Annotated in this window: 20 protein-coding genes; 13 read left to right on the top strand and 7 right to left on the bottom strand. The window is 70.3% G+C overall.

Going from position 1 to position 22,534, the window contains the following annotated elements; translation table 11 throughout:
• Nucleotides 1-37 precede the first annotated feature (37 nt).
• A complete protein-coding gene (locus tag Afe05nite_RS17605; protein WP_203818207.1) occupies nucleotides 38-211 on the bottom strand; it encodes an Rv3202a family protein in 174 nt (57 codons plus the stop codon).
• 256 nt (nucleotides 212-467) lie between these two features.
• On the opposite strand from Afe05nite_RS17605, the gene fbaA reads away from it, so the two are divergent.
• Both fbaA and Afe05nite_RS17595 read left to right on the top strand, forming a co-directional pair.
• Complete coding sequence (fbaA, locus tag Afe05nite_RS17600; protein ID WP_203818206.1) at nucleotides 468-1,493, top strand: class II fructose-bisphosphate aldolase; 1,026 nt, start codon at nucleotides 468-470, stop codon at nucleotides 1,491-1,493.
• A 105-nt stretch (nucleotides 1,494-1,598) separates the two neighbouring features.
• A complete protein-coding gene (locus tag Afe05nite_RS17595; RefSeq protein WP_203818205.1) occupies nucleotides 1,599-2,120 on the top strand; it encodes a hypothetical protein in 522 nt (173 codons plus the stop codon).
• Nucleotides 2,121-2,158: 38 nt separating this feature from the next.
• Here Afe05nite_RS17595 and Afe05nite_RS17590 read toward each other — a convergent pair whose 3' ends face one another.
• Nucleotides 2,159-3,355 carry an LOG family protein gene (locus tag Afe05nite_RS17590; protein WP_203818204.1) on the bottom strand — a complete coding sequence of 399 codons (1,197 nt, stop codon included), beginning with the start codon at nucleotides 3,353-3,355 and terminating at the stop codon, nucleotides 2,159-2,161.
• 18 nt (nucleotides 3,356-3,373) lie between these two features.
• On the opposite strand from Afe05nite_RS17590, the gene Afe05nite_RS17585 reads away from it, so the two are divergent.
• Both Afe05nite_RS17585 and Afe05nite_RS17580 read left to right on the top strand, forming a co-directional pair.
• Entirely contained in the window at nucleotides 3,374-4,363 is a 990-nt protein-coding gene (locus tag Afe05nite_RS17585; RefSeq protein ID WP_203818203.1) for an ADP-ribosylglycohydrolase family protein, read from the top strand.
• A 20-nt stretch (nucleotides 4,364-4,383) separates the two neighbouring features.
• Nucleotides 4,384-4,797 carry a DUF3151 domain-containing protein gene (locus Afe05nite_RS17580; RefSeq protein ID WP_203818202.1) on the top strand — a complete coding sequence of 138 codons (414 nt, stop codon included), beginning with the start codon at nucleotides 4,384-4,386 and terminating at the stop codon, nucleotides 4,795-4,797.
• A gap of 7 nt (nucleotides 4,798-4,804) precedes the next feature.
• Here the strand turns inward: Afe05nite_RS17580 and Afe05nite_RS45095 are convergent, their stop codons facing one another.
• From Afe05nite_RS45095 to Afe05nite_RS17565, 3 genes are all read right to left on the bottom strand, one after another.
• The gene (locus tag Afe05nite_RS45095; RefSeq protein ID WP_438868318.1) at nucleotides 4,805-6,787 is read right to left on the bottom strand and encodes a MinD/ParA family ATP-binding protein; all 1,983 of its coding nucleotides are present in this window, start codon (nucleotides 6,785-6,787) and stop codon (nucleotides 4,805-4,807) included.
• Between the two features lie 118 nt (nucleotides 6,788-6,905).
• Nucleotides 6,906-7,880 carry a diacylglycerol kinase family protein gene (locus tag Afe05nite_RS17570; RefSeq protein WP_203818200.1) on the bottom strand — a complete coding sequence of 325 codons (975 nt, stop codon included), beginning with the start codon at nucleotides 7,878-7,880 and terminating at the stop codon, nucleotides 6,906-6,908.
• Between the two features lies 1 nt (nucleotide 7,881).
• Nucleotides 7,882-9,171 carry an adenylosuccinate synthase gene (locus tag Afe05nite_RS17565; protein ID WP_203818199.1) on the bottom strand — a complete coding sequence of 430 codons (1,290 nt, stop codon included), beginning with the start codon at nucleotides 9,169-9,171 and terminating at the stop codon, nucleotides 7,882-7,884.
• 117 nt (nucleotides 9,172-9,288) lie between these two features.
• On the opposite strand from Afe05nite_RS17565, the gene purD reads away from it, so the two are divergent.
• Nucleotides 9,289-10,530: a phosphoribosylamine--glycine ligase gene (gene purD, locus Afe05nite_RS17560; RefSeq protein WP_203818198.1), complete on the top strand. Its 1,242-nt coding sequence runs from the start codon at nucleotides 9,289-9,291 to the stop codon at nucleotides 10,528-10,530.
• A gap of 27 nt (nucleotides 10,531-10,557) precedes the next feature.
• Here purD and Afe05nite_RS17555 read toward each other — a convergent pair whose 3' ends face one another.
• The gene (locus tag Afe05nite_RS17555) at nucleotides 10,558-11,010 is read right to left on the bottom strand and encodes an SCP2 sterol-binding domain-containing protein (protein WP_203818197.1); all 453 of its coding nucleotides are present in this window, start codon (nucleotides 11,008-11,010) and stop codon (nucleotides 10,558-10,560) included.
• A 132-nt stretch (nucleotides 11,011-11,142) separates the two neighbouring features.
• Between Afe05nite_RS17555 and Afe05nite_RS17550 the strand changes: the two genes are divergently transcribed.
• The 6 genes from Afe05nite_RS17550 (at nucleotide 11,143) to purL (ending at nucleotide 18,237) form a co-directional block, all read left to right on the top strand.
• Nucleotides 11,143-11,676 (top strand): ArsR/SmtB family transcription factor, encoded by a 534-nt coding sequence (locus tag Afe05nite_RS17550; RefSeq protein WP_239117917.1) that lies wholly within the window; start codon nucleotides 11,143-11,145, stop codon nucleotides 11,674-11,676.
• Nucleotides 11,673-13,034: an MFS transporter gene (locus Afe05nite_RS17545; protein WP_203818196.1), complete on the top strand. Its 1,362-nt coding sequence runs from the start codon at nucleotides 11,673-11,675 to the stop codon at nucleotides 13,032-13,034. Before Afe05nite_RS17550 ends, Afe05nite_RS17545 begins: the two co-directional genes overlap by 4 nt.
• Nucleotides 13,031-14,452, top strand: coding sequence for an adenylosuccinate lyase (gene purB / locus Afe05nite_RS17540; protein WP_203818195.1), 1,422 nt, complete (start codon nucleotides 13,031-13,033; stop codon nucleotides 14,450-14,452). The genes Afe05nite_RS17545 and purB overlap by 4 nt, the downstream gene beginning before the upstream one ends.
• 338 nt (nucleotides 14,453-14,790) lie before the next feature.
• On the top strand, nucleotides 14,791-15,033 hold the full coding sequence (gene purS, locus Afe05nite_RS17535) for a phosphoribosylformylglycinamidine synthase subunit PurS (protein WP_203818194.1): 243 nt from the start codon (nucleotides 14,791-14,793) through the stop codon (nucleotides 15,031-15,033).
• Nucleotides 15,030-15,722: a phosphoribosylformylglycinamidine synthase subunit PurQ gene (gene purQ / locus Afe05nite_RS17530; protein WP_203818213.1), complete on the top strand. Its 693-nt coding sequence runs from the start codon at nucleotides 15,030-15,032 to the stop codon at nucleotides 15,720-15,722. The genes purS and purQ overlap by 4 nt, the downstream gene beginning before the upstream one ends.
• A 16-nt stretch (nucleotides 15,723-15,738) precedes the next feature.
• Nucleotides 15,739-18,237: a phosphoribosylformylglycinamidine synthase subunit PurL gene (gene purL, locus Afe05nite_RS17525; RefSeq protein ID WP_239117916.1), complete on the top strand. Its 2,499-nt coding sequence runs from the start codon at nucleotides 15,739-15,741 to the stop codon at nucleotides 18,235-18,237.
• A 92-nt stretch (nucleotides 18,238-18,329) separates the two neighbouring features.
• On the opposite strand, the gene Afe05nite_RS17520 is transcribed toward purL, so the two are convergent.
• Nucleotides 18,330-20,294 (bottom strand): carboxypeptidase regulatory-like domain-containing protein, encoded by a 1,965-nt coding sequence (locus Afe05nite_RS17520; RefSeq protein WP_203818193.1) that lies wholly within the window; start codon nucleotides 20,292-20,294, stop codon nucleotides 18,330-18,332.
• A 161-nt stretch (nucleotides 20,295-20,455) separates the two neighbouring features.
• On the opposite strand from Afe05nite_RS17520, the gene Afe05nite_RS17515 reads away from it, so the two are divergent.
• Both Afe05nite_RS17515 and purF read left to right on the top strand, forming a co-directional pair.
• Nucleotides 20,456-20,830: a sterol carrier family protein gene (locus Afe05nite_RS17515; RefSeq protein WP_203818192.1), complete on the top strand. Its 375-nt coding sequence runs from the start codon at nucleotides 20,456-20,458 to the stop codon at nucleotides 20,828-20,830.
• A 102-nt stretch (nucleotides 20,831-20,932) separates the two neighbouring features.
• Complete coding sequence (gene purF, locus Afe05nite_RS17510) at nucleotides 20,933-22,519, top strand: amidophosphoribosyltransferase (RefSeq protein WP_203818191.1); 1,587 nt, start codon at nucleotides 20,933-20,935, stop codon at nucleotides 22,517-22,519.
• Nucleotides 22,520-22,534 lie beyond the last annotated feature (15 nt).

Raw genomic sequence — 22,534 nt, 5'->3', positions numbered from 1 at the left:
TGATCGGGCGATACGCCCATCGAGGCGACCGAATTGCCTACCGGTAGTCGTCGTCCTCCAGCTCGACGGTCCGGCTCTGCTCGCGGGCGTCCCACTCGGGCGCCTCGACGTCGAGCGACGGTTCGGTGTCCTGGTCGAGACGGGCGCTGACGGCCTGCTCGGCCGCGTCCGCCTCGGGGGTCTCCAGATTGATGTTCTCCGGGTACGTCATCTCGCGTTCCCCTCTCGCGGTCGTCCTGGCCGCAGCCCGGTTTCCCGGACAGCCCGAGTACAAACCGGCTGCGTACTTACGGTAGGGGAAGTGGTCCCCGGATTTGCCGCCGTTTTGGGTCGTATGACCGACTCTCGGAACGAGTTTCGGGGCGGTTTCCCGTCGCTGTCCCGCCTGCGGGATACTGACTGACTGGAGGACAGCGCGGTCCTGCCCTCTGTCTTCCATACGTGTGAAACAAGCAAGGAGCGCACCGATGCCCATCGCTTCTCCCGAGGTCTACGCCGAGATGCTCGACCGAGCCAAGGCCGGCGCGTTCGCCTACCCGGCGATCAACGTGACGTCCTCGCAGACCCTCAATGCCGCCCTGCAGGGCTTCGCCGAGGCGGGCAGCGACGGCATCGTCCAGATCTCCACCGGCGGCGCCGAGTACGCCTCCGGCCCCACCATCAAGAACATGATCAGCGGCGCCGTCGCGCTCGCCGAGTACGCGACCGAGGTCGCCAAGAACTACCCGATCAACATCGCGCTGCACACCGACCACTGCCCGAAGGACAAGCTGGACAAGTACGTCCGGCCGCTGCTCGCGATCAGCAAGGAGCGCGTCGACAACGGCAAGGCTCCGCTGTTCCAGTCGCACATGTGGGACGGTTCCGCCGTGCCGGTCGACGAGAACCTGCAGATCGCCGAGGACCTGCTGGCCCTGGCCGCGGCCGCGCACATCATCCTCGAGATCGAGGTCGGTGTCGTGGGCGGCGAGGAGGACGGCGTCTCCGCCGCGATCGACGACAAGCTGTACTCGACCGTCGAGGATGGCCTCGCCACCGCCGCCGCGCTCGGCCTGGGCGAGAAGGGCCGCTACATGACGGCTCTGACCTTCGGCAACGTGCACGGCGTCTACAAGCCGGGCAACGTCAAGCTGCGCCCCGAGATCCTCAAGGAGATCCAGGACGCGGTCGGCGCCAAGTACGGCAAGGAGAAGCCGTTCGACCTGGTCTTCCACGGTGGTTCCGGCTCGCTGCTGTCGGAGATCCACGGTGCCCTGGACTACGGCGTCGTCAAGATGAACATCGACACCGACACGCAGTACGCGTTCACCCGCCCGGTCGTCGACCACATGCTCCGCAACTACGAGGGCGTGCTGAAGATCGACGGCGAGGTCGGCAACAAGAAGCTGTACGACCCGCGCGCCTGGGGCAAGCTGGCCGAGAACGGTCTCGCCAAGCGCGTCGCCGAGGCCTGCGAGAACCTCCGCTCGACCGGCACCACCCTCTCGAAGTAACTCGATCGGACAACGGCCGGTCCCCGCAGGTGGGGATCGGCCGTTCGATGTTGCGGGGTTACTCTCGGGTATGGGTACGATCGTTCTCCGGTTCACTGGAGGTTCATGATCGTGCTCGGGATCGAGGGCTACGAGCCCGCCTGGCACCACGACGCGGAAGCCCTCGCGGCCGTGCACCGGACCAGGTTTGTGCGGCTCATCGGCCGGAAACTGCGATCGAGCTGGCTGATGTGGGACATGGCGGAGCGCGGCTGGTTCGCCGACGGTCCGGTGATCCTCGACTTCGGACAGACGCATGTGGAGATTACCCACCGTAAGTTCGATGAGTGCGCGATCACCTGGGACCAGATCGACCTCAACCTGCCGATCGACTGGTACGAGCACTTCGACTGGCGCCCCGACCCGGTCGCCGCCCTCCGCCACGCCCGCGGCCAGATCCTCCGAGCGGTGAACGTGATCGAGCTGGTCACCGCGGCCGAGTGGCGTCCGCGCATCCTGCATGCCGTCGAGTTCCTGTTCGACGGCGCCCGCCTCGCGGTCTACAACGCCATGGACGAAAACGGCATAACCGACCTCCCCGAGGCCGAGCTGCCCGCCACGAACTGGCGCCGAGTCCACGTCGCCTGACCGGCCCCCGCTCAGCCGATGTGCGCAGGGGGAGCGGGCTAGCGGCTCAGGGCGGCCATCGCCTCGTCCAGGGAGTCGGTGACGACGATGAGGTCGGACTGATCGCCGTGGGGCGACTTGGCCAGCAGGGGGCGCAACAACGCTTCCACCGGCAACTGTTGCCAATGGTCGACGCCCAGGAAGACGAACGCGCCGGAGGGGCCGTCGGTCTGGTAGAAGGTCTTGGTCGCGGCCTGGAAGATCTCCTGGACGGTGCCGGCCCAGCCGGGGGCGAAGACGATTCCGCCCCGGGACAGGCGCAGGATCGAGTCCTCGCGGACGGCGTTGGAGAAATACTTGCCGATCTGGCCGGCGAACAGGTTGGCGGGTTCGTGGCCGTACAACCAGGTGGGTAGGGCCAGGCCGCCGTTGCGCAGCCGGCCCACGACGTCGGTGGCGGCGGTGGGCGGAGCGGGGAAGGCGGCGCGGACGGCGAGGGCCGCCGCGGTGTACGGATCGTGGTCGGCGAAGTGTGGGGCCGCCGCGAGCATCTCGATGGCGGAGTCCAGTTGGTCGGCCGGGCGATTCGCGAAGTAGGCACCCAGGTTGGCGGCCTCCATCACCCCGGGGCCGCCGCCGGTCACCACCAGCCGGCCCGCGGCGGCGAGGCGCCAGGCGAGGGTGGCGGCCATCCGGTAGGCCTCCGAGCCACGGGCGGCGGCGTGTCCGCCCATGATGCCGACGGCGGCTTTGGCGTTGTGGTTGGCCACCCAGGCGGACAGGGCTTTGCCCAGTGCGTTGTCGATGCCGGCGTCGTGCAGTCGCTGCGAGAGGGCCTCGCGAAGGTCCGGGCTCGCCCCGCCGTGGTCGACGAAATGCTGGTAGACGGTGGTGTCGTACATGCCGGCGAAGCCGCCCGAGCCGAAGCCGGCGGCGAGGTCCTCGGGGGTGTAGAGGGTCGCCGGATGGGTCGGATAGGGGCGCGCGTCGAACGGCGGGACGAGGTGGGCGCCCCGGCGGATCAGGTCGATCTCGACGTCGTCGCTGAGGCGGCAGCCGACGAAAAGCGTGCCGGTCACGTCGACGCCGGCGAAGTCGGGTGGGTCGAGTTCGAGGTGCAAACCCAGAATGATCAGGCCGGCCAGCGTGTGCCGCGCCAGGTGCGAATCGAACTCGGCCCGGGATTCCACCTCGAGCGCGGTGTCATCGAAGGGGATCTGCCCGCCGAGGACGGGGTGCAGCGGATCTCCTGGCATGCACGTAGGGTAGCCACCGTGCAAAACGTGGCGGGATCGCTCTACGGCCTGGCCTACGGGGATGCGCTCGGCAAACCAACCGAGTTCATGGAGTACGAGGCCATCGTCGCCCGCTATGGCCCGGGTGGTCCGGTCCAGTTGTCGGGCACTCCCGCCCTGGTCACCGACGACACCCAGATGGCCCTCGCGGTCGGTGAGGCGCTGCTGGCGGCCCCCGCGATCACGCCCGGGGAGCTCGAACCGTTGCTGCGGCAGGCGTTCCTCGACTGGGCGGTCAGCCCGGACAACAACCGGGCGCCCGGCATGACCTGCCTGCGGGCGTGCGCGGGGCTGTCCGACGGACTGCCCTGGGTCGAGGCCACCCAGGCCGGGTCGAAGGGGTGTGGCGCCAACATGCGGGTCACGCCGGTCGGGCTGATGCCGGGGCTGAGCGACGAGCAACGGGCCGGGGCCGCTCAGTTGCAGGCCGCCCTGACGCACGGCCATCCGACGGGTCTGGCCGCGAGCGAGCTCACCGCGTACGCCTGCAATTGGCTCTTGGGTGGTCTCGCCCCGGGCGAGATCGTGGGGGCTCTGCGTGATCGCTGCCGGCGGCAGCGCCGGGTCTACCGGGGCGAGTGGCTCGGTGAGCTGTGGCGGCGCTCCGAGGCCAGGTCGCCGGAGGAGTTCATCGCGGTCGGCTGGGACGAGTGCCTGGTCGCGCTGGACCGGGTCGACGTCGCGTTGGCCGCGGGCGCGTTCGGCGGAGACCCGTGCCTGGCCACCGGAGCCGGGTGGATCGCCGAGGAGGCGCTGGCCACCGCGCTCTACTGCTATCTGATCTCGCCGACCGAACCTGTCGCGGTGCTCGGACGGGGCGCCGCGTCCTCGGGTGACTCCGACTCGATCGCCTGCCTCGCCGGTGCCTTCGCCGGCGCCGCGCTCGGGAACGCCGCCTGGCCGAGCGGCTGGCCGGACCAGATCGAATACACGGATCGGCTGGCCAGGGTCGCTGCGGCCTGGGAGTGACGCCACGGTTGAATGGGGTCATGCAGAATCTGCTTCCCGAGCCGCCGGCCACGCTCCTGCCCGCCGACGCCGAGGCTGACAAGGCCCTCGCCGAGGCCGCCACCGTCGATGCCTACAAGAAGGTCGCCGCCGACCACCCGGCGTTCAGCGGAGGCTGGGCCGCGCTGGCCGCCGACGCGCTGAAGGCCGGCGAGCCGGTTACCGCGTACGCGTATGCCCGCACCGGCTATCACCGCGGCCTCGACGCCCTGCGCCGCAACGGGTGGAAGGGACACGGGCCGGTCCCGTGGTCGCACGTGCCCAACCAGGGCTTCCTGCGCTGCCTGCACAGCCTGTCGCAGGCCGCCGCCCAGATCGGCGAGGCCGACGAGGCGGCCCGCTGCGCCCAGTTCCTGCGCGACAGCGACCCGGCCGCGGCCGACGCGCTGTCCTGACGCTTCCCTAGAGACCTTCGGCGACCGCCGCTGCGATCTTCAACCAGGCATCCTTGGTGTTGCTGGACAGCTGGTTGTAGCGCAGCGGCTCGCCGGAGTCGATCAATTTCTCGTACGGCGCCATCAGCACCTCGCGGGTGCGCGCCGCGAAGTGGTTGCGAATCGCCGGCAGGTCGATGTCCTTGCGGGTGGGTGGCATCGTCACCACGCTGATCGCCTGCCGCACCAGCCGCTGCCGGCCGCTCTGCTCCAGGTGGTCGAGCATCCGGGCGGCGGTCTCGGCCGAGTCGTTACGAGCCGACATGGTGATCACCAGCTGGTCGGTGGCATCGATGGCGGCCTGCCAGTTCTGCGCCCGCACGTTGTTACCGGTGTCCACGAAGATCAGCTTGTAGAACCGGCTGACGATCTCACGGATCTCCGCGAACGCCCCCGCCGTCAACATCTCGCCCGCCGTCGCCGACTCGTCCGACGCCAGCACGTCGAACATGCCCTCGCCCTGAGCCCGGACGTACTGCGAAAGATCACCCACCCGGCCGTGCGCCCCGCGGAAGAGGTGCAGGTCGCGCATCATGTCGCGGACCGTACGGGCGTGGAAGTCCTGCTGAGCCCGCATGCCGAGGGTGCCCTGGGTCTCGTTGTTGTCCCAGGCCAGCACGTAACCGCCACGCTTCTGCCCGAACGTCATGGCCATCAGCAGCACCGCGACGGTCTTGCCGGCCCCACCCTTCGGATTGACGATCGTCACCTGACGCAGACCGCCGAAGTTGCGCCGAACCTTCTCGACGTCCTGCTTGAACTCCTGCTCCCGCTTACTGGGCGCCAGCTTGATCAGGTTTGCCGTGCCCTTGCGCAGCACCGCCCGCGCACCCATCGTGGCCACCGGTTCCGCCGGCCGGGCAAGGCGACGCCGGGCGAACTCCTCAGCCGTCGGGGTGCCGTCGGAGATCCAGCCCAGGTCCTGGAAGGGATCCGCCGGGGCCGGGCCGGGCTGGGTGGGGTTTTGCTGCGTCGGGATCGGCTGCTGCGGAGGTGGACCTGGGGTCTGTGGATGTTGCTGCGGGGCCGGGGCGTGCGGCTGCGTGGCCGGGCTGTGCGTCGTCGGACTGTGCGTGGCCGAGCCGTGTGTGGGCGGGGCGTGCGGATGCGTGGCGCGTGGGTCCTGTGCGGCCGAGGCGGGCGGGTGCGTGGCCGGCGGGTGGTGTGGGGGCTGCGCGGCGCGCGGGTCCATGGTGGGTGGGTAGGGGCCCGGCGGCGGGGTCTGAGGGTTTCGCGGCGACGCGGGGCGGTAGATTTGCCCATTTTGTGACGGCGGGCCGGGCTGCTGGGAGGGACCCGGCTGCGCCGGGCCTGGCTGCTGCGGGGGGCTGTCGGGTGGGTGGCTGTGCTGCGCCTGCGGGCCGGGTTGAGGCGCCGAAGTCTCGGGGCGGCCAGCTGACGGGATCGAGACCGAGGCGGCGGCGCGCCTCGGCGGCAGCGGGCCCGGCTTCTCCGGCGCGGACGGCTGCTGGGCCGGCCCCGAGTGCTCACCGGAGCCGGGCCGGCCTGGCCCGGAGTGCTGGGTGGGCGGCTCGGTGGGGCGCTGCGGCGGCTGGGACCAGGGGGAATCCGGGCTCGAATGGACACCGGAACCCGATGTCGGCTCGGCGCCGACGGAAGTCTGGGACGGACGCGCATGGGGCGGGCTCGGCGGGGCCTCGTCGGCTGGGTGGCGCTCCAAGTTGGGCCAAGCCTGCGTCGGCGGGCGCTGCACCGGGGGCTGCTGAGTGGCGGGCTGCTCCGGCGCGGTCGGGTGGACGAGCGGCGTGGGGGTCGCGTGCGGCGGGGGGACGCGGACCGGTGGGGGTGGCGTCGGGATCGGGCGGTCGGGGCGGTAGACGCCCGGCTGCGCCGGGGTGGGCAGGGGGATGGCTGGGGGCGCCTCGTGGGGCACGGGACGGCCGCCGTGCACCGGAGCCTCCAGCTCGTCCGGTGCCCAGAACGGTTCCACGTCGCGGTCGGGAGGCGTGTTGTTCGCCCCCGGGACGTAGACGCGGTCGGCCTGCTCGTCCGTCACTGAAGCGTCCTCCCCCTCGTACTTCAGTTCTATCTCACCCTTGCACAGTAGGTCAGCTCGCGTACACCGCCCACGCGCCGGGCTCCGTCCACCATGAACGTTTGCGGTTCATCGATCCGCCGACGCCGTCGTCCAGGAACTGGAGTTCGCCGTCGCGGGGCAGCACGGACACGGCGCGACCGCGGGCGCGGCGGACCTCGATCTGCACTTTCGTGCCGCGCCGGAATCGCTGTTTGACCACTTTGGGCACCGCGACCGCGACCTCGACCCGGCCGTCGGTGGGATCACCGTCGGTGAGCAGTGCGAGGCCGTCGAACTGGGCGTAGCCGCCGCCGTTGCCGATGGCGCAGGCCAGGATCGGGTCGTTGCCGTCGGAGAGGACCTTGTCGTCGACCTCGACGCGGCCGCGCCAGGCCACCGCGCGGCCGTCGTCGTCGGCGCCACCGACCAGGGCGCCGTCCACCGTGACCGAGCCGCTGTCGTTGCGCAGCAGGTCGAGTCGCCGGACGGTGCCGTTGAGCACGGCGTCGGCGACCTCGGCGGGGGTGCGGGGCAGACCCAGCTGCGCGGCCAGGTCGGTGGTGCCGGCCGGGTCGAGCGGGAGCAGCGCCACCGGCGGGAGATCCGGGACCGTACGCGTGGTGGCAAGGTCGTCGGGTCGTTTGCTGGGCGGCGGAGCGTACCGCCGGACCAGCCGCCGGAGGACGGCGCGCAACTGGCCGTCGACCGCGCTCGCCACCACCAACCGGGTCTTGTTCTCGACGTCGGGCCAGGTCAACCCGTCGGGCCGCGGTGGGCCGTCGAAGCGGGCGAGGACCGCGTCGATCTCCGCGTCGGAGCCGGCCGTGATCGTCTCGACCCGCGCGCCGGCCCTGGTGAGCACGTCGGCGCACTGCAGCACCGGCACCCGCGGGGCGGCGCACACCTCCTTCTCGACCGATCCGCAACCACCGCACCCGGCGGGGCCGCAGGCGTCGACCGACGGACCCGCGCCCTCCGCCAGGCTCAGGATGACGACGTCGTACACCTCAGCCGCCCAGCACCGAGTGGCGCTCGATGACCGCTTCGCGGCCCGGGCCGACGCCGACGATCGAGATGCGGGCGCCGATGCGCTGCTCGACGAACTCGACGAACCGCTGCGCGTCCTTCGGCAGGTCGTCGAAGTTGCGGCAGCCGGAGATGTCCTGCTTCCAGCCGGGCAGCGTCTCGTAGATCGGGACCGCGTGGTGGAAGTCGGTCTGGTTGATCGGCATCTCGTCGTGCCGCACACCGTTGACCTCGTAGGCCACGCACACCGGGATCTCGTCGAGCCCGTCGTAGTTGTCCAGCTTGGTCAGGGCGAAGTCGGTGACCCCGTTGATGCGCTGGGCGTAACGGCCGATGACCAGGTCGAGCCAGCCGATGCGACGCGGCCGGCCGGTGGTCGTGCCGTACTCGTGGCCCACCTCGCGCAGGTAGTCGCCGAACTTGTCGTGCAGCTCGGTCGGGAACGGGCCCTCGCCGACGCGGCTGGTGAACGCCTTCAGCACGGCCACCACCCGGTCGATCCGGGTCGGCGGGATGCCGGAGCCGGTGCAGGCGCCGCCCGCGGTCGCGTTGGAGCTGGTCACGAACGGGTAGGTGCCGTGGTCGACGTCGAGCAGCGTGGCCTGGCCGGCCTCGCAGAGCACGACCTTGCCGTCGTCGATCGCGTTCGACAGCTCGAGCGCGGTGTCCCCCACGTAGGGACGCAGGCGGTCGACGTAGGACAACAGCTCGGTGACCACCTCGTCGACCTTCACCGCCTGGCGGTTGTAGATCTTCGACAACACCTGGTTCTTGAAGGAGAGCGCGGCGGCGACCTTCTGGCGCAGGATCGACTCGTCGAAGAGGTCCTGGATGCGTACGCCCAGGCGGTTCATCTTGTCGGCGTACGTCGGGCCGATGCCGCGGCCGGTCGTCCCGATGCGGCGAGCGCCCAGGTAACGCTCGCTGACCTTGTCGAGCGTGCGGTTGTACGACGCGATGACGTGCGCGTTCGCGCTGACCCGCAGGCGGGACGTGTCGATGCCACGCGCCTCGAGACCGTCGATCTCCTGGAACAGCACCGCCAGGTCGACCACCACACCGTTGCCGATCACCGGGGTGACCCCCGGGGTCAGGATGCCGCTGGGCAGCAGGTGCAGCGCGTACTTCTCGCCGTTGATCACCACGGTGTGACCGGCGTTGTTGCCACCATTGAACTTGACGACGTAGTCGAGCCGGTCGCCCAGCAGATCAGTGGCCTTGCCCTTGCCCTCGTCGCCCCATTGGGCGCCGACCAACACGATCACCGGCACTTCCGTGACGCCTTCCGTAGAGCAGTCGTACTCGGAGAAGTCCGGGTACTGCCGAAGTTTACGTGACCGACCTGCGGTGCGACGTGCGGAAGGAGGGCGCCGGTAAGATCGGCGTCCGTGCGCGTACTTCTGATCGGGTCCGGCGGGCGCGAACATGCCCTCGCCGTCGAGCTCGCCGCCGACCCTGCCGTGGAATTCCTGGCCGCCGCTCCTGGTAACCCCGGCATCGCGCAGGTCGCGGTGCTGCATGACGTCACCGCGACCGATCCCGCGGCGGTGGCCGCGCTGGCCGTCGAGGTGGCCGCCGACCTGGTGGTGGTCGGGCCGGAAGCGCCGCTGGTGGCCGGCGTCGCCGACGCGGTGCGCGCCAAGGGCATCGCCTGCTTCGGGCCGAGTGCCGCCGCCGCCCAGCTGGAGGGGTCGAAGGCGTTCGCCAAGGACGTGATGGCCGCGGCCGGGGTGCCGACCGGCCGGTCCTACGAGTGCACCTCGCCGGCCGAGGTCGATCGCGCGCTCGCCGACCTGGGCGCGCCCTATGTGGTGAAGAACGACGGTCTGGCGGCCGGCAAGGGGGTGGTGGTCACCGACTCCCTGGAGACGGCGAAGCAGCACGCCGCCGACTGCGGCCGGGTGGTGATCGAGGAGTACCTGTCCGGCCCCGAGGTCTCGCTCTTCGTGATCACCGACGGCACCGCGGCGGTGCCGCTGATGCCGGCCCAGGACTTCAAGCGCCTGGGCGACGGCGACGCCGGTCCGAACACCGGCGGCATGGGGGCGTACGCACCGTTGGACTGGGCGCCGGACGACCTCGTTCCGCGGGTGATGCGCGAGGTGGTCGAGCCGACCCTGGCCGAGATGCGCAAGCGCGGCACGCCGTTCGCCGGGCTGCTCTACGTCGGACTCGCGCTCACTCCGGACGGCCCCAAGGTCATCGAGTTCAACGCCCGGTTCGGCGACCCGGAGACCCAGGTCGTGCTGGCGCTGTTGGACACGCCGCTGGCCGGGCTCCTGCACGCCGCCGCGACCGGCACGCTGGCCGACGAGCCGCCGCTGCTCTGGCACGACGGCGCCGCCATCACCGTGGTGGTGGCGAGCGCGAACTACCCGGGAACGCCGCGCACCGGCGACGTCATCGAGGGCGCCGAGGTGGCGGGCGTGATCCACGCCGGCACGGCCCGGCGCGCGGACGGTGCGCTGATCTCGGCGGGCGGCCGGGTGCTGAGCGTGACCGCGACCGGCACCGACCTCGCGGCCGCGCGCGAGGCGGCCTATGCCCTGATCGACGGCGTACGCCTGGACGGCGCCCAATATCGCACCGACATCGCCCGGAACGCGGTCGAGGGCCGGATCACCCTGTAGGGAAGGGCCGGCCCTCGCCGCGTCGGATCACGCCTTCGGGATGTCGAAGAGCTTGGCGACGTTCGCCGCGAGGGCCAGGTCGCCCTTTGCCTTGATCTTGCCGGTCATGAACAGCATCATCGGATTGCCGTCACCCGAGACGACCTTGAGGAACGTGACCGGGTCCATGGTCATGGCAAGCTTCGGTTCGCGCTCGGGCTTGTTGGTGACCGTGCAGGCGCCGTTCTCGATCACGGTCTCGTAGGTGTCGCTCGTGCCGCCGGCGCCGCCCGTGATCACCCAGTGGATGACAGCCGTGGTGTTGCCGGCCTTCTCGGCGCGGAACAGCGTGGGCATGCGGTTGAAGACCTCGTCGAGGATCTTGTTACGCGAGTCGCCCGCCATGACCTCGGCGATCTGCGAGTCCGGCGTCGACTTGACGAGCTGCGCGAACTCCTTCGGGCCGATCGAGGCGAGAGCGTCCGGGTTGAAATCTGTCATCGGTGGACCTTTCGGTATCTGCGCTGTACCTACTCGCGAGTAACCCTAGCGAGAATGCCGGTTCTTCGTGCAGTGTGCCACTCCCAAACAAGTGTTGGACAGTCGGCATGCTGAATGCCTAGACTCCCCAACATGTCTTTGGGAGAGGGAAGCAAGGCCGCACTCCGGGCGATGGCCCACCCGGTCCGGCTGCGCATCATGTCGCTGCTGACCGGTGCTCCGATGACTGCGGCCGAGGTCGCCCGTGAGCTCGGCCTCACCCACGCCAACGCCAGCTACCACCTGCGCAACCTGCTCTCCGGCGGGCTGATCTTCGTGGCGAGCGAGGAAAAGATCCGCGGCGGCGTCGCCAAGCGTTATCGCTACGACGTCGGCCACGACCGCGAAGGGCAGAGCCCGGCCGAGTTCAGCGACGAGCAGCTGCGGGCCGAGTTCGCCGCGGTCGCCCACGAGCTGATCCGCCGCACTCGCGGCGCCAACTTCCCGCCCGGCGGCAAGGCCCTCGTCGACGCCGAGCTCTGGGTCGACCCGGCGAAATGGCAGGAGATCCGCAAGCGGGTCACCGACGCTTTCACCGAGCTGCACCACGAGGCCCAGCCGCCACGCACCCCCGGCACCATTCGCACGAGCTCCACAGCTGCCATGTTCGAGATGGAGTCCGAATGAACGGCCCGTTGCGACACCGTCCCTTCCAACTGCTGCTCGCCGGGCGCACCGTCAACGCGCTCGGCAACGCCTTCGCCCCGATCGCGCTCGCCTTCGCGGTGCTCGACCTGACCGGCTCCGCCACCGACCTGGGCCTGGTGGTCGGTGCCCGCACGATCGTCAACGTCGCGTTCCTGCTCTTCGGCGGGGTCCTCGCCGACCGCATGCCGAAGAACCTGCTGATGGTCGGCTCGAGCGTGGCCGCCGGCCTCACCCAGGGCGTCGTGGCGGCCCTGGTGCTCACCGACTCCGCCACGATTCCGCTGCTCATCGGGCTGGCAGCGATCAACGGCATGGTGGGTGCGCTGGCTCTGCCGGCGAGCGCGTCGATCCTGCCGCAGACCGTCCCGGCCGATGTCCGGCAACAGGCCAACGCGGTCGGCCGGGTCTTCCTCAACGGGGCGGCCATCCTCGGCGCGCCGGTGGCCGGCATCGTGGTCGCCGCGGTCGGGCCGGGTTGGGGCATCGTGGTCGACGCGGCCACCTTCCTCATCGCGGCCGTCTGCTTCGCGGCCCTCGGCTCGGTGCTCCCGGCGCCCGCGCCCGCGGCCGGGACCGCCCCGATCACCGGGGAGAAGGTCGTCGAGCAAGCGGCCGGCGGTCTGCCCGGCGAGGATTTCGGCCTGGTGGCCGCGGCCCCGGGCGTACCGGAGAAAGCGCCGGAAGCGAAACGGCCCGGCATCATCTCGGATCTTCGGACCGGATGGTCCGAATTTCGGTCGCGGACCTGGTTGTGGGTGGTCGTCGCCGGGTTCTGCGTGGCCAACATGGCCTGGGGCGGCGGGCTCTTCGTGCTCGGGCCGGTGATCGCGGACGAGACCATCGGACGCCGGGCCTGGGGTTTCGTGCTGGCCGCGGAAACCGCCGGCATGATCATCGGCGGCCTGATCGCCATGCGGCTGAAGTTGCGGCGACTGCTCTACTTCGGGGTGGCGAGCTGTTCGCTGATCGCCGTGCCGCTGTTCGTGCTCGGCCTCTACCCGCACTTCTGGCTGCTAATTCTCGGGGCTCTGGTGGCCGGTCTGGGGGTCGAGCAGTTCGGCGTGGCCTGGGAGACGACGATGCAGGAGCACATTCCGGCCGACAAGCTGGCCCGGGTCTACTCCTACGACATGGTCGGCTCGTTCGTGGCGATCCCGATCGGCGAGATGGCGATCGGGCCGATCTCGCACGCGGTCGGCACCAGATCGACTCTGCTCGGTGCCGCCGTGCTCATGGTGGCCGCGTTCGTCCTGCAGTTGAGCAGCCGTGACGTGCGCACCCTGCGGCACAAGCTGCCCGAGCCGGAAATCCGGCCCGTGAAAGAATCAGTCGCGTGACGATCCCGAACGTGCTGGCCGCCCGCTATGCCTCCGCCGAGCTCACCGCCCTGTGGTCCCCGGAGGAGAAGATCCGGATGGAGCGCCGGTTGTGGCTCGCCGTGCTGCGTGCTCAGCGTGATCTTGGTGTGTCCGTGCCGGAGGGGGCGGTCGAGGCCTACGAGGCGGTGCTCGACCACGTCGACCTGCCCTCGATCGCCGCTCGCGAGCGGGTCACCCGGCACGACGTCAAGGCGCGCATCGAGGAGTTCAGTGCGCTGGCCGGCTTCGAGCAGATCCACAAGGGGATGACCTCTCGCGACCTCACCGAAAATGTCGAGCAGCTGCAGATCCGGGCGTCGCTCGAGCTGATCCGGGAGCGGGTGGTCACCACCCTGGCCCGGCTCACCGAGCGGGCTGTCGAATATTCCGACCTGGTCCTGACCGGCCGGTCGCACAACGTCGCGGCGCAGGCCACCACGCTGGGCAAACGGTTCGCATCGGCGGCACAGGAGCTGCTCATCGCCTACGAACGCCTCGACGACCTGATCGGGCGTTACCCGCTGCGGGGCATCAAGGGCCCGGTCGGCACCGCGGCCGACCAGCTCGACCTGCTCGACGGCGACTTCGACGCGCTCGCCCAGCTCGAGCAGCGGGTCGCCACCCACCTGGGCTTCAACCGGGTGCTCAGCAGCGTCGGCCAGGTCTACCCGCGCTCGCTCGACTTCGACGTGGTGTCGGCGCTCGCCCAGGTCACCGCGGGCCCGTCGTCGTTCGCCACCACGGTCCGGCTGATGGTCGGCCAGGAGCTGGCCACCGAGGGCTTCAAGCCGGGCCAGGTGGGCTCGTCGGCGATGCCGCACAAGATGAACACGCGCTCGTCGGAGCGGGTCAACGGCCTCGCCGTGATCGTCCGCGGCTACCTGTCGATGGTCGGCGAGCTGGCCGGCGACCAGTGGAATGAGGGTGACGTGTCCTGCTCGGTGGTGCGCCGGGTCGCGCTGCCCGACGCGTTCTTCGCCACCGACGGTCTTTTCCAGACGTTCCTGACCGTGCTCGACGAGTTCGGCGCCTACCCGGCGGTGATCGCCCGTGAGCTCGACCGTTTCCTGCCGTTCCTGGCCACCACCAAGATCCTGGTGGCGGCGGTGCGCAAGGGGGTCGGCCGGGAGGCCGCGCACGAGGTGATCAAGGAGCACGCCGTCGGCGTGGCGCTGGCCATGCGGGAGAAGGGCGTGGTCGTCAACGACCTGTTCGACCGGCTCGCGGGGGACGAGCGGCTGCGGCTCTCCCGCGGCGAGATCGACACCCTGGTGGCCGACCGGGCCGCGTTCGTCGGTGCGGCGCCGTCCCAGGTGGCGCGGGTGGCCGAGCGGGTGGCGGCGATCGTGGCGGCCCACCCGGCGGCGGCGCACTACGCGCCCGCGCCCATCCTGTGAAGTGAAGATCGTGCCGCCGAGGCGCGACGGAGCTCGACCCTCGCGTCGCACCTCGGCGGAACCTGCTCGAGAGCTCCTGCCGGACGGCGGCGGGGGCGCCGCCGCCTGGCCCGACGGAGATCGATGCTCTGAACCCTAGGTCGAGCCGGCCCGGCCGCCTACCACCCAGATCGCACCTATCACGGTGTGATGGTCCGCCCACCCGAGTTGATCTAGATCACTGCCGATGTGCCCTGGTCAGGACGGCAGGCGTCGCGTCGCCGGCACCAGCCGATGGGCGGCTGCCGAGCGCCACAAGGTAGGCTGCCGATGCTCACATCTATCAGTCAGGAGTGCCCGTGGCTCGCGTCGTGGTCGACGTCATGCTCAAGCCGGAGATCCTTGATCCGCAGGGCCAGGCAGTCGCAAACGCACTGCCCAGGCTCGGCGTCGACGATGTCTCCTCAGTCCGCATCGGCCGGCGGGTCGAGATCGAGTTCGACGGCGAGATCGACCTCGACCGGGTGAACGAGATCGCCGACAAGCTCCTCGCCAACCCCGTGATCGAAGACTTCACGGTAAACGTGGCGGAGGTCGCCTGACCATGCGTATCGGTGTGGTCACCTTCCCCGGTTCGCTCGACGACGGGGACGCCGCCCGCGCCGCGCGCATCGCCGGCGCCGAGGCCGTCCGTCTCTGGCACGGCGACTCCGACCTGCACAATGTCGACGCCGTGGTGCTGCCCGGCGGCTTCTCCTACGGCGATTACCTTCGGTGCGGCGCGATCGCCCGGTTCGCCCCGGTGATGGAGTCGATCATCGACGCGGCCCGCGGTGGCCTGCCGGTGCTCGGCATCTGCAACGGTTTTCAGGTGCTCTGCGAAGCCCACCTGCTGCCCGGCGCGCTCACCCGCAACCAGCACCTGCACTTCCGCAACCGCGATCAGTGGCTGCGCGTCGAGTCGGCCGACACCGTCTGGAGCAACGGCTTCACCGCGGGCCAGGAGATCCTGATCCCGGTGAAGAACGGCGAAGGCTGCTTCGTCGCCGACCAGCGCACGCTCGACGAGCTCGAGGCCGAGGGCCGCATCGTCGCCCGCTACATCAAGGGCAACCCGAACGGTTCGCAGCGCGACATCGCCGCGATCACCAACGAGGCCGGCAACGTCGTCGGCATCATGCCGCACCCGGAACACGCGGTGGAGGCGCTGACCGGCCCGTCCCTCGACGGCCTGGGCTTCTTCACCTCCGTCCTGCGCGCCCTGGCCGGGGCGACCGCGGGCGGGAAATAACAGGGGGACACCACTAATGACCTCGCAGCCGGACACGGTCACCAGCGGTGCGGCGGTGGCGCCGACTGAGAAGAAGTCGAGCGGCTTCGCCGCGACCGACGTTCTGATCAACGAGTTCGCCGGCGCTCCCGACACTGTGGAGCGTGCCTACCAGACGGCGAACGAATTGCAGCCACACGCCGACCTGGGGCTCAAGGACGACGAGTACGAGCGCATCCGGCAGATCCTGGGCCGCCGGCCCACGGCCTCCGAGCTCGCGATGTACTCGATCATGTGGAGCGAGCACTGCTCCTACAAGTCGAGCAAGGTGCACCTGCGCCAGTTCGGCGAGAAGGTCCCGCAGAACACCCGGATGCTGGCGGGCATCGGGGAAAACGCGGGCGTCGTGCAGATCTCCGACGACCTCGCGGTCACCTTCAAGGTCGAATCGCACAACCACCCCAGCTTCGTCGAGCCCTACCAGGGCGCGGCCACCGGAGTCGGCGGCATCGTCCGCGACATCCTGGCCATGGGTGCCCGGCCGATCGCGGTGATGGACCCGCTGCGCTTCGGTGCGGCCGACCACCCCGACACCGCCCGGGTGCTGCCCGGCGTGGTGGCCGGCATCGGTGGCTACGGTAACTGCCTGGGCCTGCCCAACATCGGCGGCGAGATCGTCTTCGACCCGACCTACCAGGGCAACCCACTGGTCAACGCGCTGAGCATCGGCGTGCTGCCGGTCTCGCGGCTCCAGCACAAGGAAGCGGCCGGCGTCGGCAACATCGTCGTGCTGCTCGGTGCCCGGACCGGTCGCGACGGCATCGGCGGTGTGTCGGTGCTCGCCTCCGCGACCTTCGACGACGAGGCCGAGCAGCGTCGCCCGTCGGTGCAGGTCGGCGACCCCTTCATGGAGAAACTGCTCATCGAGAGCTGCCTCGAGCTGTACGACGCCGGCCTCGTCGCCGGCATCCAGGACCTCGGTGGCGCCGGTCTGACCTGCGCGCTCACCGAGACCGCGGCCGCGGCCGGCACCGGCATGCGGGTGTGGCTCGAGCGGGTGCCGCTGCGTGAGGCGTCCATGTCGCCGACCGAGATCCTGGCCAGCGAGTCGCAGGAGCGCATGCTCCTGATCGTCACCCCGGAAAACCTCGACGCCGTGCTGGCCGTGGCCAAGAAGTGGGGCGTCTGGGCCACCGCGATCGGCGAGGTCACCCCGGCGCAGGAAGACGGGGCCCCGGGCCGCCTGGTGATCACCTGGAACGACCACGTCGTGGTCGACGTCCCGCCCGGCTCGCTCGCCGACGACGGCCCGGTCTATGCCCGGCCGATCCGCGAGCCCGCCGACCTCATCCTGCTGCAGGCCGACCGGGCCGAGACGCTGCCGCGGCCGAGCACCGGCGACGAGCTGCGCGAGACCGTGCTGCGGATGGCCGCGTCGCCGAACCTGTGCGACAAGACCTGGGTGACCGAGCAGTACGACCGGTACGTCCTCGGCAACACGGTGCTGGCGCAGCCGGAAGACTCCGGTGTGCTGCGTATCGACGAGGAGACCGGGCTCGGGGTGGCGCTGTCGGTCGATGGCAACGGCCGCTTCGCCCGCCTGGACCCGTACGAGGGTGCGAAGCTCGCACTGGCCGAGGCGTTCCGTAACGTCGCGGTCACCGGTGCCGAGCCGGTCGCGGTCACCGACTGCCTCAACTTCGGCTCGCCCGAGGACCCGGCCGTCATGTGGCAGTTCGCCGAGGCCGTGCGTGGCCTGGCCGACGGCTGCCAGCTGCTCGGCACCCCGGTCACCGGCGGCAACGTCAGCTTCTACAACCAGACCGGAGCGGCGGCGATCCACCCGACCCCGGTGGTCGGCGTGCTCGGCATCTTCGACGACGTGTCCCGCCGCGTGCCGATGGGCTTTTTCCCGACGACCGGCGAGGGTGACCTGCTCTTCCTGCTCGGCGAGACGACCTGCGAGCTCTCCGGTTCGGAGTGGGCGTGGGTCACCCACGGCCACCTCGGCGGGCGGCCGCCGAAGATCGAGCTGGTGAACGAGCAGCGGCTGGGTGCGCTGATGTCGCGGGCCTCGCGGGCCGGCCACGTCAGCGCCGCGCACGATCTCTCCGACGGTGGTCTCGCCCAGGCGCTCGTCGAGAGCTGCCTGCGGCGCGAGGTCGGCGCCCGCATCACCCTGCCGGACGACGGCAACGGCGCGTTCGTCCAGCTCTTCAGCGAGTCGGCGAGCCGGGCGATCGTCGCGGTGCCGCGCGGGCACGACAAGGCGTTCGTGGCGCTCGCCGCCGACTACGGCGTGCCGTGTGCCCCGATCGGCGCGACCACCGCCGAGCCGGTGCTCGACGTGCACGACCAGTTCGAGATTCCGCTGGCCGAGCTGCGCGAGGCCTGGTCGTCGACGCTGCCGAAGCTGTTCGGTGGGGTCGCCGAGCTGGCCGGGCGGTCCGGTGACCGGTCGGCCGCGCAGTCGACCGGTGCGGAGCCGGTGCGGTCGGTGACGCTGGAGATCACGCCGGCCGCCGACGAGGACTGATAAGCACCTAGACAGCAAAGCCGGTCAGCGTCCTCGCTGACCGGCTTTGCTGGTTCTTGGTACAAGGGAGATGCGGACCGCATCTCGTCGTTCTAGTTGTCCATCCAGTCGAGCGAGCGACGCTGTCCCGGGTGCGAGGGCTCCTGCGGGCGCCGGTCGCCGTGGCGGTTCTGCTCGTCGTAGCCGCCGGGCTGCTCGTAGCCGGGCTGCTCGCCGTAGCCGCCGTACTGACCCTGAGCGGGCTGACCGCCCTGAGGCTGACCGACCGGGGGTTGGCCGACCGGAGGCTGGTCGACCGGCTCGTAGCCGCCGTACGGCTGGCCGGGGGCGTACTGGCCGCCCTGGCCGCCGTAATGCTGGCCACCACCGGCACCGGCCGGGTATTGACCACCCTGGTCGGCGTAGCCGGTCGGAGCGCCCTGGTCGGCATAGCCGGTCGTGGGAGCGCCGTAGCCGGGCTGGTGGTCGTCGTAACCGCCGTCGTACTGCTGGCCCGGGCTCTGCTGCGGGCCGTAGCCGCTGGCGTCGTCCCAGGCCCCCTGCTCGTAGCCACTGCCGCCGTACGCCGGCTGGCCGCCGCCGTATTGCTGCTGGTCGCCGTACTGACCGGCGGGAGTGCCGCCGTACTGGCCCGGGGCAGCCTGGTCGTAGTCGTCGTACGCGCCGGGCTCGGGACGGTACATCCCGGTCGGCTCGTCGTAGCGCTGCTGTCCACCGGCCGGCGCGGCCGCCGCACCGTACGTGCTGTTGGCCCCGCCGTACGGGGGCTGCTGCGGGGCGCCGTAGCCGTGGTCGGCCGCACCGTACTGCTGCTGGGCGGCGCCGTACTGGCCCTGGTCGTAACCGGCCGCACCGTACTGGACGCCCGGCTGCTGGGGCGGCGCACCGTACGGGTCGGGGAACTCGTCCTCGACCGGGCGGTGGAGCATCGTCGGCGCGTCGGCCATCGGTGAGGAGCCGAGCGGCGTCACCATCGTGGCCGCGGCCGGGTTGACGGCGGCCATCGGCGAGTCGAGCCGGGTCGCCTCGTTGAACCGGCCCTGGCTCGGCGGAACCGCACCGCCGGCGCCGCTGGGCATCGCGGTCGGGTCGTCGTCCGGCCCGCCGTCCTCGCCGTTGTTCCGGCGGCGCATCAGCACCAGCACGATCGCGCCGATGCCGGCCGCGACGAGCAGGCCACCGATGATGATGAAGAGCATCGAGCCGGAACCGCTGTCCGAGTCGGACGAGGTCTTCTTGGTGTCGGCGTCGGCCGCCGTGCTGTTGCCGGGGACCGGCGCCTCCTCCTCGTCGTCGGTCGCGGCCGTGCTGGTCGCGGTCGACGCGGAGGGGGACGGGCTGGCCGAGGCGGAGGCCTCGAGCGCCTTCAGGGTCAGCGGCACATTGACGCTCTTACCGGCCGCCGCCTGGACGTCCACGGTGGCGGCATTGAAGCCGTCCTTCAGCGCGCCGACCGAGATGTTGCCCGGGGTGATCGGCCGCGAATCGGTGGCGTTGAACGAGTAACCGCCGGATCCATTGGTCGTTGTCTGATATGCATGGCCGCCGTTGTCCTTCATGGCGACCGCGGCGCCGGAGATGGCCTTGCCGTCGGATCCCTTCACCTTGCCGACTACGGACGTGACGGTCTGCGGCTTGTCCGGCCCCTTGACGTTGACGGGCTGGTTGGCGGTGCCGGTGTCGTTGCCGATCGTGGCACTTACCGAGATGGTGACGCTCTTGACGGCGCCCGCATCGACGGTCGGGGCCTTCAGCTTCACGCTGAAGTCGGTCCCGTCCGCGCTCACCGGGGCGATCTGGCTGCACACCGGGTCGGCGCAGGACATGCCGTTGACCTTGATGTTCGCCGGGAACTGGTTGGGGGCGCCCTGGTTGGTGTTGCGGACGCGGAAGCCGACCTGAACGATGCCGCCGGAGACCACGTCGGTTGGGAGGCTCGTGATCTGAACCTCGGGTTCGTCGGCCAGCGCCACCGCGGGTGCGACGACGATTCCGCCGAGGACCACCGCCAGTAACGCACCGGCCTGGGCCCCTCGGGCTCGTAGGTGCGTTGTCACGTCCACCGCCCTTCCGGTTGCGCGGTCACTTCCCGGACTATCTAGAGTGCCGGTTACTTCCCGCGACTAAAACACCGTCGGCCACTATGCCTTGTCGCACGTCCATCGCGCGACCCAGGGGCGCGTACCAATCTCGTCATAGCGGGTCGTATTGTCCGGGCATGTCCCCTGCGCACAATAGATCCGAGTCCGTGGAACAGGCCTTGGACGCGCTGGACCGGGGTGTCGAACCTGAGCGCCCGGTGCTGCGTGACGCTGTGCGAGCACTGCTGGCCGAGTTGTCCCGACGGGCACCTGGCCGTTCGGTTGAGGTCCGGATTCCGCCTTTCGGTGCGATTCAGTGTGTTCCCGGTCCCAGGCATACGCGTGGGACACCGCCCAATGTGGTCGAAACGGATCCGGTCACCTGGGTACTCATCGCCACGGAGCGTGTGAGCTGGGCGAATGCGCTGAGTGACGGACGTCTCCGGGCAAGTGGCATCCGAACCGACCTCACCGAGTACTTGCCGCTGTACCCGCCCCGAAGCGCAGAGTAAGCGGTCGCGAGCGGGGCCGCTTTCCGTCGCCTCGCGTACACTTGGCGGTCGGAGCAGCAGGTTCAACGTGCACGGCAGGTTCAAACGAGCAGGGAGCGACAGGTGCCCCGAGGCGACGGCCGGTTGACCGACGATCTCGACCCCCAGGAGCGCGGCCCCCAGGATGCCTGCGGCGTCTTCGGTGTCTGGGCTCCGGAGGAAGAGGTCGCAAAACTTACGTATTTCGGGCTTTTCGCACTCCAGCACCGCGGCCAGGAGGCTGCTGGCATCGCGGTGAGTGACGGCTCGGGCGTGGTGGTCTACAAGGATCTCGGCCTGGTCTCCCAGGTCTTCGACGAGCCGACCCTGGCGAGCCTGCGCGGCCACCTGGCGATCGGTCACACCCGTTACTCCACCACCGGTGGGTCCAACTGGGAAAACGCGCAGCCGACGATCCGCGCCACCACGGCCGGCACGACGATCGCGCTGGCCCACAACGGCAACTTGGTGAACACCGCCGACCTGTCCCGCGAGGTCGCCGAGCGGGGCCTCGAGGTCGACAGCGCCACCTCCGACACCGCCCTCGTGACGACTCTTCTCGCGAGTCGCCCCGACCTTTCGGTCGAGGCCGCGGCGCTCGAGGTGCTTCCGCGCCTGCGGGGCGCCTTCAGCTTCGTCTTCATGGACGAGAACACGCTGTACGCGGCACGCGACCCCCAGGGTGTACGCCCCCTGGTGCTCGGCCGGATGGAACGCGGCTGGGTGATCGCCAGCGAGACCGCGGCCCTGGACATCGTCGGCGCCAGCTTCGTCCGCGAGGTCGAGCCGGGTGAGATGCTCGCCGTCGACGAGCACGGCCTGCGCTCCACCCGGTTCGCGTCGCCGGAACCCAAGGGCTGTCTTTTCGAGTACGTCTACCTCGCCCGCCCCGACACGACGATCGCCGGCCGCAACATGTACTCGGCGCGTGTCGAGATCGGCCGGCGGCTCGCCAAGGAGCATCCGGTCGAGGCCGACCTGGTCATCCCGGTGCCGGAGTCGGGCACCCCGGCCGCGATCGGTTACGCCGAGGCGTCCGGCATTCCCTACAGCGCCGGCCTGACCAAGAACGCGTACGTCGGTCGCACCTTCATCCAGCCGTCGCAGACGATCCGGCAGCTCGGCATCCGGCTCAAGCTCAACCCGCTGCGCGAAGTCGTCCGAGGCAAGCGGCTGGTCGTGGTGGACGACTCGATCGTCCGCGGCAACACCCAGCGCGCTCTCGTGCGCATGCTCCGCGAGGCCGGCGCGCTCGAGGTGCACGTCCGCATCTCGTCCCCGCCGGTGAAGTGGCCGTGTTTCTACGGCATCGACTTCGCCACCCGGGCCGAACTGGTGGCCAACGGACTCGAGATCGACGGCATCCGCCGCTCGATCGGGGCCGACTCCCTGGGTTATGTTTCCCTCGACGGCTTGGTCCAGTCGACCGAGCAGCCGAAGTCGCGGCTCTGCATGGCCTGCTTCGACGGTCAGTACCCGATCGAGCTGCCGGCCGGCAACCTGATCGGCAAGCACCTTCTCGAAGGGGTCGGTAAGCGGGCGTCCATGCCGTCCGCCGACGACGCGGCCACCACCGCCGCCGTTGCCGAGCTCGAAGACGAGTACGACGACCGCGCCGCGGACCGCCTGGTCGGCAGCCCGGGCGGCAGCAACGCCCTGCAGCACCCGTGATCTTGACGAAATAAG

Source organism: Paractinoplanes ferrugineus, from assembly GCF_016862195.1.
Lineage (GTDB): Bacteria > Actinomycetota > Actinomycetes > Mycobacteriales > Micromonosporaceae > Actinoplanes > Actinoplanes ferrugineus.
This window is presented reverse-complemented; position numbering and strand designations above follow the sequence as displayed.

Excerpts from the sequence above, each read along its gene's own strand:
- Afe05nite_RS17595 (WP_203818205.1), top strand. The coding sequence starts at position 1,599 with ATGATCGTGCTCGGGATCGAGGGCTACGAGCCCGCCTGGCACCACGAC.
- Afe05nite_RS17590 (WP_203818204.1), bottom strand. The coding sequence starts at position 3,355 with ATGCCAGGAGATCCGCTGCACCCCGTCCTCGGCGGGCAGATCCCCTTC.
- purL (WP_239117916.1), top strand. The coding sequence starts at position 15,739 with ATGACCTCGCAGCCGGACACGGTCACCAGCGGTGCGGCGGTGGCGCCG.
- Afe05nite_RS17580 (WP_203818202.1), top strand. The coding sequence starts at position 4,384 with ATGCAGAATCTGCTTCCCGAGCCGCCGGCCACGCTCCTGCCCGCCGAC.
- Afe05nite_RS17605 (WP_203818207.1), bottom strand. The coding sequence starts at position 211 with ATGACGTACCCGGAGAACATCAATCTGGAGACCCCCGAGGCGGACGCG.
- fbaA (WP_203818206.1), top strand. The coding sequence starts at position 468 with ATGCCCATCGCTTCTCCCGAGGTCTACGCCGAGATGCTCGACCGAGCC.
- Afe05nite_RS17515 (WP_203818192.1), top strand. The coding sequence starts at position 20,456 with ATGTCCCCTGCGCACAATAGATCCGAGTCCGTGGAACAGGCCTTGGAC.
- Afe05nite_RS17545 (WP_203818196.1), top strand. The coding sequence starts at position 11,673 with ATGAACGGCCCGTTGCGACACCGTCCCTTCCAACTGCTGCTCGCCGGG.
- Afe05nite_RS17550 (WP_239117917.1), top strand. The coding sequence starts at position 11,143 with ATGTCTTTGGGAGAGGGAAGCAAGGCCGCACTCCGGGCGATGGCCCAC.
- Afe05nite_RS17555 (WP_203818197.1), bottom strand. The coding sequence starts at position 11,010 with ATGACAGATTTCAACCCGGACGCTCTCGCCTCGATCGGCCCGAAGGAG.